13 protein-coding genes are annotated in these 12,934 nt (G+C 35.1%); 9 read left to right on the top strand and 4 right to left on the bottom strand.

From position 1 onward, the window contains the following. Positions 1 to 40: 40 nt before the first annotated feature. Positions 41 to 787, bottom strand: a complete 747-nt coding sequence (locus J0M15_00140) for a haloacid dehalogenase-like hydrolase (GenBank protein MBN8535432.1) — start codon at positions 785 to 787, stop codon at positions 41 to 43. A gap of 81 nt (positions 788 to 868) precedes the next feature. Here J0M15_00140 and J0M15_00135 point away from each other — a divergent pair, with 81 nt between their 5' ends. Together J0M15_00135 and J0M15_00130 are read left to right on the top strand one after the other, a co-directional pair. Continuing rightward, positions 869 to 1,342, top strand: a complete 474-nt coding sequence (locus tag J0M15_00135; GenBank protein ID MBN8535431.1) for a hypothetical protein — start codon at positions 869 to 871, stop codon at positions 1,340 to 1,342. Between the two features lie 32 nt (positions 1,343 to 1,374). Continuing rightward, positions 1,375 to 2,976 carry a glycerol-3-phosphate dehydrogenase/oxidase gene (locus J0M15_00130; GenBank protein ID MBN8535430.1) on the top strand — a complete coding sequence of 534 codons (1,602 nt, stop codon included), beginning with the start codon at positions 1,375 to 1,377 and terminating at the stop codon, positions 2,974 to 2,976. On the opposite strand, the gene lysC is transcribed toward J0M15_00130, so the two are convergent. Then, positions 2,944 to 4,314, bottom strand: coding sequence for a lysine-sensitive aspartokinase 3 (gene lysC / locus J0M15_00125; protein MBN8535429.1), 1,371 nt, complete (start codon positions 4,312 to 4,314; stop codon positions 2,944 to 2,946). The genes J0M15_00130 and lysC overlap by 33 nt on opposite strands. A 197-nt stretch (positions 4,315 to 4,511) precedes the next feature. On the opposite strand from lysC, the gene J0M15_00120 reads away from it, so the two are divergent. From J0M15_00120 to J0M15_00100, 5 genes are all read left to right on the top strand, one after another. Continuing rightward, positions 4,512 to 5,561, top strand: a complete 1,050-nt coding sequence (locus tag J0M15_00120; protein ID MBN8535428.1) for a rod shape-determining protein — start codon at positions 4,512 to 4,514, stop codon at positions 5,559 to 5,561. A gap of 1 nt (position 5,562) precedes the next feature. Beyond that, positions 5,563 to 6,024, top strand: a complete 462-nt coding sequence (locus J0M15_00115; GenBank protein MBN8535427.1) for a hypothetical protein — start codon at positions 5,563 to 5,565, stop codon at positions 6,022 to 6,024. A gap of 243 nt (positions 6,025 to 6,267) precedes the next feature. Next, on the top strand, positions 6,268 to 7,017 hold the full coding sequence (locus J0M15_00110) for a hypothetical protein (protein ID MBN8535426.1): 750 nt from the start codon (positions 6,268 to 6,270) through the stop codon (positions 7,015 to 7,017). Further along, complete coding sequence (locus J0M15_00105; GenBank protein ID MBN8535425.1) at positions 7,014 to 8,945, top strand: HAMP domain-containing protein; 1,932 nt, start codon at positions 7,014 to 7,016, stop codon at positions 8,943 to 8,945. Before J0M15_00110 ends, J0M15_00105 begins: the two co-directional genes overlap by 4 nt. A 143-nt stretch (positions 8,946 to 9,088) precedes the next feature. Then, positions 9,089 to 9,718, top strand: a complete 630-nt coding sequence (locus J0M15_00100) for a hypothetical protein (protein MBN8535424.1) — start codon at positions 9,089 to 9,091, stop codon at positions 9,716 to 9,718. Between the two features lie 61 nt (positions 9,719 to 9,779). Here J0M15_00100 and J0M15_00095 read toward each other — a convergent pair whose 3' ends face one another. Beyond that, positions 9,780 to 10,190 (bottom strand): JAB domain-containing protein, encoded by a 411-nt coding sequence (locus J0M15_00095; protein ID MBN8535423.1) that lies wholly within the window; start codon positions 10,188 to 10,190, stop codon positions 9,780 to 9,782. Positions 10,191 to 10,284: 94 nt separating this feature from the next. Here J0M15_00095 and lpoB point away from each other — a divergent pair, with 94 nt between their 5' ends. Continuing rightward, positions 10,285 to 10,878, top strand: coding sequence for a penicillin-binding protein activator LpoB (lpoB, locus tag J0M15_00090; protein ID MBN8535422.1), 594 nt, complete (start codon positions 10,285 to 10,287; stop codon positions 10,876 to 10,878). 28 nt (positions 10,879 to 10,906) lie between these two features. Next, positions 10,907 to 12,148 carry a hypothetical protein gene (locus tag J0M15_00085; protein MBN8535421.1) on the top strand — a complete coding sequence of 414 codons (1,242 nt, stop codon included), beginning with the start codon at positions 10,907 to 10,909 and terminating at the stop codon, positions 12,146 to 12,148. 135 nt (positions 12,149 to 12,283) lie between these two features. Here the strand turns inward: J0M15_00085 and J0M15_00080 are convergent, their stop codons facing one another. Beyond that, entirely contained in the window at positions 12,284 to 12,832 is a 549-nt protein-coding gene (locus tag J0M15_00080) for a polyhydroxyalkanoate synthesis regulator DNA-binding domain-containing protein (protein ID MBN8535420.1), read from the bottom strand. Positions 12,833 to 12,934 lie beyond the last annotated feature (102 nt).

Genomic DNA, 12,934 nt, shown 5'->3' with positions numbered 1-12,934 from the left:
CTTTGATCTCGTCGGTAGGACTCCCTGTGAATTGGCTTTGTTATAAAAAACGATGGGACATCCAATTTTTTTTATTGGCAGTTTCCTGTAATAAAAATTCAGTCTTATAAAGTTCATCATCTCTATTAGCTGCACTCACAGCTAACTTCAAATGAGTGGCTGATTCTAATAGTTCTAAATCTCCTTCGGTATTACCTGAGGCAAAAAATGGAAAAAATCCAGTTTTAAGTTTTAAAGCTTCAGGCTTCCCTTTTTTATAAGAAATGATACCTTTTAATTCATTAGTAACAATTAGATCTTTAACTTTAGTTTCTATGCCAATAACATTATCATGTTCAAGACCTAGGAGCAGAGCGCCGGGTTCAACGGCCCATTTAATAGAGGCCGTGATAATATAGACATCCACATTTTCACTTTTAAAAAAAGAAATTAATTCTTTCTGTTCAGAAAATATAGGAACAGGCGTGATCGATTGAAGTGCTTCTTCAGCCCATTTTTTTACCTGAGAAAGAGGAATTCCTTTATAAATTTGAGCTAGCCAAAGATAGGCAGCTCTAGGGTCGTTACTAATTTTTTTCATTTGAAGATATTCCTCCCAGGGGTTCTCTGGGAGAGGAACTAGTTTATGTTCTATAGTGTAGTGAAAAAGATTTTCGCCCATATCTAAATCCCATAGGGTGCCATCGGCATCAAAGGCAGCAACAAGAGGCTTCCCTTGTTCCTTTATTTCTTTTGTTGTATTTTTAATGTTTGTCCAAAATTCTTTAGGATATTTTTTGTATTTCATAGTCCCAGAATTTAAAATAATTTGTGAATTGTGTCCAGTTATACTATATGTTTTCTTTTACATTTCAGAGGAAAAAATAGAGTGAGCTTTTATTGTCGAACCATTCAAATTGAAGATATTCCAGAACTGCTTGAGTACGAAGAAAAAAAATTAATAGATGCAATAAGTGAAGAGGCAGAAAGAGTTTTTACAAAATGGAACTCTAAATGGAGACAAGAGTCTCTTGAACACTATGTTTCTTTGGGTTGGAGCTTTCTTGCAAGAAATAAGGACACCTCGAGTACCTTTTCTCCTGAAGGGCAATTAGTCGGGTTTTTTACCGCACAGCCGTTATTGTTTCTAGATGGCCAAACTCAATCTTTGTGGGTTGAACATTTGTCCTATTCTTCCCTTCAGGCTCGGGATGAGTTAAGTGAACTTGCTTATAAGCTCTCCAAAGAAAAACATTTTCAAAGAGTCTTTTTCCCAAATCAATCAGGTATTCAAAATTCTATAAATCCTTTTAAACCAGAAAACTGGAATCCTCAGTGCTTCTTAATTAAAACAGTTCGTTGATCCTTTTTTAGATCAATGTAATGATTGAATCTATGAAAAAATTTGATTTCAACAAACGTGCACAAAATTTAAATCACCTAGAAGAAAATATTTTTGATGTTCTCATTATTGGTGGCGGCATTAACGGCGCAGGTATCGCCAGGGATGCAACCTCCAGGGGAATGAAGGTAGCTCTTATTGAGGCTAACGACTTTGCTTCGGGCACCTCATCAAGATCAAGTAAACTCATTCATGGTGGTATTCGTTATTTGGAGAATTTAGAATTTAAATTGGTATTTGAAGCCTTGAGCGAACGAAGTCTCTTGTTTGAAATAGCTCCACATCTTGTGCATCAACTAAAGTTTATGATCCCCCTATTTAAATCATCACGAGTTGGAATGTTTAAAATGGGTATAGGAATGTGGCTTTACGACATTTTATCCCTTTTTCAAACACCCGAAATTCATGAAAAATTAAATAAACAACAGACTCAATATTTGCAGCCAGAGATAAAAAATAAAGATTTGTTGGGCTCTTTTATTTATTGTGATGCTTATATGGATGATGATCTTTTGGTTTTTGAAACTCTAAGATCGGCAAATGATCAGGACGCCATTATAGCAAATTATGTGGAAGCTAAAAAGTATACTTTTGAAAATCAAATACATACAATTCAGGCCATAGATTCATTGACACAAAAATCTCTGACCATTCGTGCGCATCAAATGGTTTCTTGTGTGGGGCCGTGGACAGATAGTTTTGGTCAGATAATGGATGCGAATTGGAAACAGATGCTCCGTCCGACCAAGGGAATTCATCTTATTTTGTCTCGAAGTAAAATGGATTTGCATCAAGCTATAGTTATGGGAGCTGAAACTGGAAAAAGAATTATCTTCGCCATACCAAGGGGTGATTTTGTAATCATTGGTACTACCGATACAGACTACAATGAATCTCCAGATAATGTTCATTCAGACAAAACAGATGTTGAATATTTATTACAAATTGTGAATTCATATTTTCCTACATGCAAGATCGCAAAAGAAGACATCATATCCTCCTATGCCGGAGTCAGGCCTTTAGTTAAAGATGATGCCGAGTCTACGGGAAAGACAAGCAGAGAACATGTTATTAAAAAAGGGAAGAATGAAATTCTTTATGTCGCCGGCGGAAAATATACAACTTATAGAAAAATTGCAGAAGAAGCCGTGGATAAGTTGGTAGGTTCCCTTTCCTTTGAGAAAAGAGTCAGCTTTGGAAAATCAAATACAAAAATACCCATCAACCCTCTGGTAACTCAGGAGAGTTACAAAAATTATTTAGATCGGAAGAAAGGCAAAAATGATTATATCCTGGCTGAAAAATTTGGAGTTGAGGCTGATGATATTATAAAAAAATATCCCGACTTAAGTACGGTTCAAAAGATGGTAGCCTTTCATATTGAGAATACCATGTGTTTATCGATTGCTGATTATTATCTGAGAAGATCTCATTTGGTATTAACTCATCGTGATCATGGAATAAGTTTATTTGATGAAATAGCAGATGTTTTTAAGAAACAACTGCTTGTTGATGAGAAATTTATTATAAAAGAATATGAAAAAATTCAAAATCATATCAAGTTAGAAATGAGTTGGAAAAAAAACTTTATGTAGTCTCTTTAGGGCTTCTTCTGCTTGATCTTCGCTAACGAGAAAGCAGAAGTTGTGCTTACTTGCTCCAAGGCAAATCATGCGTACATTGATATCTGAAATAGTTTCAAAAATTTGTTTTGAAATACCTGGGGTATGATTGATATGGTTGCCTATAAGTGAAACTAATGAAAAATTTTCTTCAATTTGGACTTCTGCAATTTCAGAAAGTCTTTCAACAAGGGTTTTGTTGAGCAGAGTTGAGTCATCTAAAGTCATAGAAACTGAAATCTCTGAAGTGGTAATGGCATCAATGGAAATTTTAAGATCATTAAAAATTTTGAACACCTGAAATAAAAAACCATGGGTTTGTAGCATTTCAGGTGTTGAAAGAGTTAAAAGGGCTTGGTTTTTTCTTAAGGCCATCGCACGGATTAAGGGGTGGGAAGGAACATCTTTTTTGATCCAAGTGCCTTTTTTGTCAGGCTCAAAACTGGAGCCTACAAACACGGGAATATTCTTTTTTATAGCGGGAAGCAGTGTTGCGGGGTGAAGAACTTTAGCGCCGAAAGTAGCTAATTCTGAAGCCTCTTTAAAACTCAATTCATCGATGAGCTTGGCTTGAGGTACGATCCTGGGATCAGTTGTCGCTACGCCCGCAACATCCGTCCAAATTTCAAGAATTTTTGCATCAATGGCTTCAGCCAAAATGGCTGCAGAAAAATCACTTCCTCCTCTTCCCAAAGTGGATGTTTGCCCATCCAAAGTCGAACCAATAAATCCTTGGGTCACGCCAATACAATTGGAATTAAGGATATCTGAAAAAAACAATTTTCCTTGACGATTAATTTCCTCTGTTAGTGGTCTAGCTTTTCCAAACTGATCATCTGTTTTAATGACTTTTCTTACATCATATAAAATCACTTTAGAGTCTAGATTCATTTCTTTGAGGACGTTTTCCATGGCTTGGGAAAACAAAACAGAAGAAATCCGCTCACCCATACTTATTAAAACATCAGAGGCTCTAGGAGAACAGTCCCTAAGGTAGAAGATGCCCTTCGTTAGCGAATTTAACTCATTAAACAATTCAGAAAGCTGATGTTGCTTTTCTGGTGAAAGATTTAAATCGGAAGCTATTTGTTGATGTCTACTATAGATTTCCTGAAAGACTTTTTCCGCCGATTCTAAGTTTGAGTTTCTGGCATGTTCGCCCAGTTCAATAAGTTTGTTAGTAGTTCCAGAGGTTGCCGAAACGACAATCAGTGATGATTTTTGTTGAACTGAAACGGTCGCACTTCTAACCATACAGAGCGCATTAGCCATCGAGGTGCCACCAAATTTAGAAACGATAATGTTTTTCATGAAGCTCCTTTTTAAAGCAAAAAAGTTTATACACCAAATTTAAGAATCACAAAACCAGGAAGCTCCCTTGCCGCAAAGCAGGAAAGGGAAAAAAATCTAGTTAAATATCTGCATTGACTCTTCTTTTTAAGCCTCATAGACTTGCACTAGTGACTTATTTTCAAATTCAAACTTAAATTACCCAGAACAGGACTGACATGGGATTTATAGATAAATTTTCTGACTATTTTTCAAATGATATTGCCATTGATCTTGGAACAGCAAATACCCTCGTCTATGTAAAAGGAAGAGGGATTATTTTAGATGAACCTTCTGTTGTTGCCGTTCAAAAAAATTACCGAGGACTTCAGAATAAAGTCTTAGCTGTCGGTAAAGAAGCTAAAGAAATGCTTGGAAGGACACCAGGGAGTATTGTAGCTATTCGCCCAATCAAGGATGGGGTTATTGCTGATTTTGAAGTAACTCAATCAATGCTTAAATATTTTATTACTAAATCTATGGGAGAGAAAACGAGTTATCTGACCATGCGACCTCGAATCATCATTTGCGTTCCCTATGGAATCACGCAAGTTGAAAAAAGAGCGGTACGAGAAGCTGCGCAATCAGCTGGCGCTAGAGAGGTTTACCTTATTGAAGAACCGATGGCAGCAGCTATCGGTGCAGGTTTGCCAATCACAGAGCCAAGTGGAAATATGGTTGTGGATATGGGCGGCGGAACCACAGGCGTTGCTGTGATTTCTTTGGGTGGTATTGTCTATTGTAAATCTATAAAAGTTGCGGGAGATAAATTTGACGAGGCTATTGTTAATTATATTCGAAGACAATTTAATTTGCTTATAGGAGAAAGAACTGCGGAAAAGATTAAGGTTGAAATTGGCAATGCCTATCCCTTTGAAGAAGAAAAAACCATGGAGATTAAGGGCAGGGATTTGGTGGCTGGAGCCCCAAAAACTATTGAGGTTACTTCATCGCAAGTTAATGATGCCTTAATGGATCCTTTGTCTGAGGTTGTTGATGCGGTTAGAACAGCGTTAGAAAAAACACCTCCTGAATTGGCCTCTGATATTGTAGATAATGGTATAGTTCTGACTGGTGGCGGAGCTTTGCTTGCTAATTTAGATGTTTTGTTAAGGGAAAGAACAGGGCTTCCCGTTTCCATTGCTGAAGATCCATTAAGTTGTGTGGTTTTGGGCTCGGGAAAAGTTCTTGATAATTTGGAATTATTACGTCAATTGACAGTCGAGTAAAATGAGCTCAGCGATAGCATTGGGTGATGCAAAGAGTGCTGAGAGCTATGTTAGAACACTTGCTGTATTTTTCTTCTTTTCATTAATGCATGAGGATCATGCGATACTTAACACGATCAAGATTTTAGATAAGATTAAAAAAATCAAAGATTCAAAAACTAAAGAGTCAGTCCTTATTCGAATGGCAACTGACATTGTTTATGACTCTGATTTAAGTCAAGTTTATATAACCAAAGGACTTAATGAAAAATGGATTCTTTCTATGGGACAGGATATTGGACCATGGAAAGAATTTCATAAGAATGCAAGAAAGGAGGAAATGATTTCTTTGCTCTGGACTCACGTGCTCAAAATGGAAGAGTCAACAGTGTTAGAAGCTCTTGAGCTTAATAGGGGAACTCATTATTACCGAATTTCAAGCGCACTTAAAAAACTTGGAAAAATCACTTTTAGTTTAGGTTGAATTATGGACAAGGAATTTAAAACTAAAATAAAATTAAAGAAATTCAAGAAAAGGGAGATAAGTCCTTTTTTTGGACAAAATTTTCTTTATGAATATCTTCAAAATTTGCTTGATGAAGAAAGAAAAAAGGCAGTTGAAGAAGTCATTCACACTGACAAAAACACACAGTCCGATTTTATGAAAATGACGAATGGGCTTCAATATGTAGAATTGCTAAGCGAAGTCGTTATCAGCGATAAGATCGTGGATCAAACAGTAAATAGAAATACCTCATTTCATAAAATATTAAATAAAATCAAATTTGATCGGTGGCCATTATCCTTAAAATGGACACTTGAGGCATTGATTATCATACTTGCAATGGTCATTACTTTGAATGTTTTTCCATGGGGTAAAATCGTTCATTTGGCTTCAGAAGATCAAAATAAGGATATGATAATCACTAAAATTGATCGAAAAAAGAAAGAATTATTAAATGCAGGAAGTGAACGTAGCTTAAAAGAAGTTGTTAATGCGAAACCTGAATTTATTGATGAAGGAATTAAGCTAGACAGTAAAAAATTAAGCTTAGTTAAAATTCCGTTTAGCGTAAAGAACTCAATTGAAATTAAGAGTAATGAACCAAATCAAGAAAAACCAGTTGTTCAAAATAGTACCGATGTATCTTACGCCAAAACAACAGTAGGTTTTTTATACCGTGGCCAATTGCAGGTCACTAACGTAGAAATGATTGCCCCAAAAATATCTGATAAAATATTTGAATTAGGAGGAAGAAAAGCTGGTGAAGTGGAGATAGGGTGGAAAAAGTCCAACCAAACTTTTTATTATCATTTTACCCTTCCTAAAAGTAAATTACCAGAATTGGAATCCCTGTTAAAAATTTATTCAGAATTAAAACTAAAGAAAGAACCACATGCTAGAGTTATGCCCGATGGGATTTTGAGGATTATTTTTACTATTGATGAAAAATCAACAACGTCGGGTTCGCCGTGAACTATAAAAAAAAGAAGTCCCAAAGGTCCATAAGAACCATCATCATAACCTGGTTTTTTTTTCTATCATTTTTTCCGCTTCTTTTAGTCGCCTACTATTCAACACTAAAGTACGAACAGGCAATCAGTAAAGAGCTGGCACAAAGGCTTTCGGTTAACTCAAGGGAGGTTGAAGTTATTTTTTCTGACTTCAAGTCTGGAATGCAATTGCAAAAAGAAAAGTACATAAGAGATCCCTTCTTAATTTACAACTTATCTATCGGAGATAGGGAAAACTTGATAAAATTGTCTGAAAAATTAATTCTTCATGAACTTAGTTCAGAGTTGATTTTTTTTAATAGGGAAGGAAGACGTCTTTCAAAAGTATACAAAAATGAAAAGGAGGGTGTTTTATCAGAAAATGAGACCAATGAAGCCACTTTTTTGTCTGATAAAATTATTTCAATTTTAAAATCAAAAAAGGATACTGGATCCTTGGATTTTAATGAGAATAAAATAAAACTTGGAACAGTGACTAGGGTTTTAAACCCAAAACAAAAAATTATTGGCTACCTTCAGCAAGTTATATATATAGACAGCTCATTTTTGAATAGATTAAAGACCAAATTAAAACTTGAATTTTTTATTTCTAAGGAAGACGCGACAGTATTAGCTTCTTCTTTCTCTGACAAGTCAAAAGTCCTCTCGAACAAGATTTTAAATGCAGTTTACGAAAGCAAAGAGCCACTTTTCGAAGCAGTTATCAATACAAGTCCTTATGGTTTTTTTGTTTCAAAGATCGAGTGGGGCAATGGTCAATTTTTAATTGGTATGGGCGTTTCAAAAGCGGACTCGCGCGAAGTACTTAAAAATATAAGCTTTGCCTTTTATACAGTTGTTGGAATTGTAGTGATATTTTTATTTATTACCATTGTCATAACAAGTAATTGGATCTTAAAACCTTTGTATGAACTGGTAGAAGCACTTCAATCATTCGAGACTCAAGAGCAAGCCATTACCATACCAGTTAAAAACAACACAGAGATTGGTTTATTGACCGAAAGCTTTAACCAAATGAGTATCAAAATATGGCAGGCCAGATCGGATTTAAGAAATAAAGTTACGGAATTAGAAGAAGCAAACAAAATGCTTTTAGAAACACAAAAAAAATTAGTACATTCGGCAAAAATGATCAGTTTAGGAGAGCTGGTAGCCGGGGTCGCCCATGAACTAAATAATCCGATCAGCTTTATTTATAGTAATATGGCTCATTTAAAAGACTATTCCTTCAAGCTCATTGAGCTCGTAAACATTGCAGAAACTAATAAAGAAATTCTTTCAGAAAAAAAAGAGGAATTTGAGTTTGATTTCATAACAAAAGATTTACCAAAATTGATTAGCTCTTGTGAAGAAGGCGCCCGCAGAACTCGCGATATTGTTCTTGGTTTAAGAAATTTTTCTAGATTGGATGAGGCGCAAATAAAAGAAGTGGATGTGCGAGAACTGATGGAAACATCTTTGAGTTTGGTTCAAGGTGAAATTAAAAATAAAATAGAAATTGAAAAGAATTTCGAGGATGTTCCAAGACTAACCTGCTATGCAAGTCAAATTAGTCAAGTTTTTGTAAATATACTATCAAATGCGATTCAGGCAATTGAGTCCAGTGGTCGCATTTGGGTAACCATTAAATCGATAAATGTTAAAAATATAGAATATATTCAGATCTCAATTCAAGACACTGGCAAAGGTATAAAAGCTCAAAATTTGGATCAAATATTTGATCCGTTTTTTACAACAAAACCTGTTGGTAAGGGAACGGGACTTGGCTTAAGTATTACCTATGGAATTATTCAAAAACATGGCGGTGATATTCAAGTAAAATCTAGTGAAAATGTAGGAACTGAGTTTATAATTACTATTCCAACTCATTTTAAACACGCTCTAAATTAGTGCCCGTCTAGAAAAAAAATAAGTATTTACTTCTAGACGTGCCCTCAATTTCGATTTTGTCTCCTTTTGATACAAAAGTAATTTTATTTATTTTTCTTATTACCGAATAGTCTTGAACATTGTGATATTCTCAAGAGAGGATTATGAATAATCGTACAAAAAAGAACTTGAATAACAATTACCTAAACGTCTTAGCCGTAGGGTTTATCTTTAGTTCCCTTTTGTTAATATTTTTTTCAATAAATGAACCAAAAAATTTAACTCCTGGAGAAACTGAGTTGTCTTCATTTCATGGAAATTTAGAAAATACGATAGTCAATAAGCATCTTTTAAAAACAACAGAAGATCTTGAATTTCAAAAAATGAAAACCCAGGTTGAAAATTTTAAGGTGTTAAAATCCTTTGATGAAACGAAATCAGAAAAACCTAAGTATTCTGAGAAAGACAATTTTTTTGATTTTGAAGGAGATCCAAGGGTAAGGCAAATGGCCGAAGATCTCGGGAGAGCTAATGATGCAAAGGCCATAAATAATAAAGATCCGAAGAGTAGAGTTTATCAATCAATGTTTGATGAAAAAAGAAATAAAGCGATTGCTTATAAAGAAAAAGTTGCGGCTGCAAAAAAGTTTATTTCCGATGCCAGAAAAGATGGCTGGGAAGTTGAGCTAGACAAAGACTTTAAGATTAAATCCTATAATAAAATAGGGTCTCCCTCTGAAGAGGAACAAGAGAATAAAAAATTTGAAGGCTATGAATTGTTTCCAAACAAGTAATGAGCCTGTCCCCAAAAGCTCACCTACTTCGTTGGCCCGTCAAAAAATTCGTTCCATGTCGTTATTTTTTGACGAGCCCTAACTCAAGCTCCCAGGAATCAAATACTTTATTTTGTTTAAAGGAATAACAGTCCTTTTCCGTTATTATCAAATGATCCAATAAAGGAATTTGTAGAAGCTGGCAGAGCAAGTAAAGATCTTTAGTATTTTCATAGTCGCTTTGTGAAGGTAAACAGTTATTTGAGGGGTGATTGTGAGCTATGATAATTGAAACAGAGTTATGAACAATGGCGAATCTTAAGATATCCCTAGGGTGAAAAAAACAATAATTTATAGTGCCTTTAAACAACAAGGCGGAAGAAATAATTCGACAATGTGAATTTAGCGCTGCGACCCAAAGTTCTTCGGAATTAGACCAAACTATTTTAGATTGGAAATAGGAAAAGGATTGGCCTAACGAATCAAGAACCATGTTGTCTTTTCCATTCAATTTCTATACTATTTTCAATAAGCCTTATATTTGATTAGAAATTTGAGATTCGGAATGTTTTAAAAAGGAGTCCGTGATGATGCCTCTGAAAGTTTTGGTTTGTTTTATTTCATTGATTCTTATGCAGTGTGGACCGTCGGCCTTTGTGAAAGGAAAATATGACAATGTTGAAAGAGAAAACTTACTCAATGATTCCTGGTCAGAGACAGACATGCAAAACGCTGTTAAGGACTTGGTAAACAGTTTAATTTCTCATCAAACTATCGCTAACGCTAAGTCTCCTCCGGTTGTTATGGTGACCCAGCTTCAGAATAAGACCAGCGAGCATATCGATACACAGAATATTATGGATATGGTTAGGGTTGAATTAATGAAAACAGGAAAAGTAGAGTTCATCGACAAGGAGGCAAGGCAAGATATAAAAGAAGAGTACGATTATCAGAATTCTGGCATTGTTTCTGCGGAATCCAAAAAAGGTCCAGGAGGACAGGCTGGTGCTGATTTTATTATTAATGGTAGGCTTGATTCGATTGTGCAAGAAGTAGGGAAAGACAAGACCGTTTACTACAAAATTACCTTAAATTTAACAAATCTTAAGACCACCAAAATACCTTGGTCTGACTATAAACAAATCAGAAAACAATTTAGAAAAAAAACGATTGGTTTATAACAACGATAGATTGTAAAAAGATAGCATTATGTTTCTTTTGAAGATTTGTTTCTTACAACTAATGCTTCTGACTTTGGGGTGTGCGACATATCAAAATAAAGTTGAGAAAGCTCGTCAATTTTTGGGCGCAAATCAATTTGAATCTGCTCAAAGTCATTTATTGCCATTGGCACAAGAAGAGTCTGGAGATCAGCTTGTATATCTACTAGACTATGCAACGACACTCCAGATCAGTGGTCAATACAAGGAAAGTAATAAGTTTTTTTTTAAAGCCGAAAAGCTGGCGGAGGAACAGGACTATCATTCTGTATCTCGGGTTACGGGATCCTTTTTGCTAAATGAGGAAATGAAGCAGTACAAAGGGGATACCTTTGAAAGAATTTTTATCAATGCCTATCTGGCGATGAATTATTTAGAATTAGGTGATTTAGATAGTGCTTTGGTTGAAACAAGAAGAATAAATGATAAATATAAACTCTTAAGATCGGAAGAGAAAAAGAGCTTTGAATTGAATTCTTTTGCCAAATACCTTTCAGCGATGATTTGGGAAGCAGACAAAAAATATGACGATGCTTTTATTGCCTACAAGGAAGCCTATGAGATAGATCCTCATATAGAAACCATAAAAGAAGATCTGGTTCGAATTTCCAAGAAAGCACAAAGGTTGGATGAGTATAAAAGGTACAAGTCAGAATTTCTTTTAAATAATGAAGCTCAAGACGGACATGATAAAGAAAAAGCAGAATTGATAGTTATTTATCAACAAGGATGGGGACCACGGAAAAGATATAACAGTTATGATGTAAAATTTTCAATCTTGAGTCCGGTATTTAATGACACACAAAAAGCAAAGGTGATCATCAGCAGTTTGAGCTCACCAAAAATTGAAAAAATATCCAAAAATATTTACGATGTGCAAGAAGCAGCCATTAAAACTTTAAAGGATGATCAAGCGGCTCTGCTTGCCAGGAGGGTAGGGGCTTTTGTTGCAAAAGAAGTTGCTTCGAGAGAGATTTCAAGAAAGAACGAGGCCCTTGGCTTGATTGCATGGTTTGTAATGCATGCTTCGGAAAGAGCAGATCTAAGGCAATGGTCTACTTTGCCAAGCTCGATTCAGGTCATTCGTACTTTATTACCTCCCGGTGAATATGACATAGAAATTCAAGGACTCTCGGCATTTGGAAATCAAACACAAGACAAGATGAGTGTTAAAAAAATTAAACTTGAAAAAGGGAAAACGAAATTTTTGAATTGGCGATCTTTAAATTAGATCTCGAAAGGAGATCTTCTAATTAAAAAGCTGACTTTTTTAGGAGTCAGCTTTTTTCATTTTTCAATATTTTATCTTTATAATAAGCAAGAAGCGGCAAGATTATAACAAGGCTAATTGTTATTTAATCGTAACTTAAGAACCAGCCTGAGGAAGATTTAAACTAGGATTGTGGGTAGGTAAGTTCGGAGTTTCATCTTCTTGAGAGGCACCAGGAAGAACTGTTGCTTTCTCAGCTGCCATTTTAGCCGTGTTGTCTGGATTGTATCTTGTTGCTGCATTAACAATTCTGTTTTCAAGATTTTGTTTTTGCTCTTCAGCAGCTAATTTTTCAACAAGCTGTTGATTCTGTTGTTGTTTTGTCATGTAATCTAAAGGGAAAGCTCCAAGTTTTGCTAAGTAGCTAGAAATACTTCCATTTCCGTTTTGAATGATGTCTCTTAATGTGAAAAGTGGAGCGTATTGGGCAGCTTTTTTTTCTGCTTCAAATATAATTTGAGTCAGTGTAGCTGCTGTAATATCGTTTTTAGATTTATTATCTATAACCATGACCTCTTCATTAGTCCTGATCATTTTGGCAATATCATCAAGAGTGACATAACAGCTTTGTTGGGTGTCATAAAGTTTTCTATTTTGATATCTTTTAATGATTTTTACTTTGGAATTAGATTTATTTAAAGACATAGGTTGTATGTTTGATGGCACATTTACTTGTAAAGTTGTTTGATTTGTTTCATTTTGAGTTATCAATTGGCCTCCCATAAAAATTCGCCCCATTTTATAGCA

The sequence above is a fragment of the Deltaproteobacteria bacterium genome, assembly GCA_017302835.1.
Classification (GTDB): Bacteria; Bdellovibrionota; Bdellovibrionia; order Bdellovibrionales; family Bdellovibrionaceae; genus UBA2316.
The sequence above is the reverse complement of the archived record's forward strand: the minus strand, read 5'-3'. Positions and strand labels throughout refer to the sequence as shown.

Coding starts and splice junctions, on each gene's coding strand:
- J0M15_00130 (MBN8535430.1), top strand. CDS start 1,375: ATGAAAAAATTTGATTTCAACAAACGTGCACAAAATTTAAATCACCTA.
- J0M15_00095 (MBN8535423.1), bottom strand. CDS start 10,190: ATGGTTCTTGATTCGTTAGGCCAATCCTTTTCCTATTTCCAATCTAAA.
- J0M15_00100 (MBN8535424.1), top strand. CDS start 9,089: ATGAATAATCGTACAAAAAAGAACTTGAATAACAATTACCTAAACGTC.
- lysC (MBN8535429.1), bottom strand. CDS start 4,314: ATGAAAAACATTATCGTTTCTAAATTTGGTGGCACCTCGATGGCTAAT.
- J0M15_00085 (MBN8535421.1), top strand. CDS start 10,907: ATGTTTCTTTTGAAGATTTGTTTCTTACAACTAATGCTTCTGACTTTG.
- lpoB (MBN8535422.1), top strand. CDS start 10,285: ATGATGCCTCTGAAAGTTTTGGTTTGTTTTATTTCATTGATTCTTATG.
- J0M15_00120 (MBN8535428.1), top strand. CDS start 4,512: ATGGGATTTATAGATAAATTTTCTGACTATTTTTCAAATGATATTGCC.
- J0M15_00115 (MBN8535427.1), top strand. CDS start 5,563: ATGAGCTCAGCGATAGCATTGGGTGATGCAAAGAGTGCTGAGAGCTAT.
- J0M15_00140 (MBN8535432.1), bottom strand. CDS start 787: ATGAAATACAAAAAATATCCTAAAGAATTTTGGACAAACATTAAAAAT.
- J0M15_00080 (MBN8535420.1), bottom strand. CDS start 12,832: ATGTCTTTAAATAAATCTAATTCCAAAGTAAAAATCATTAAAAGATAT.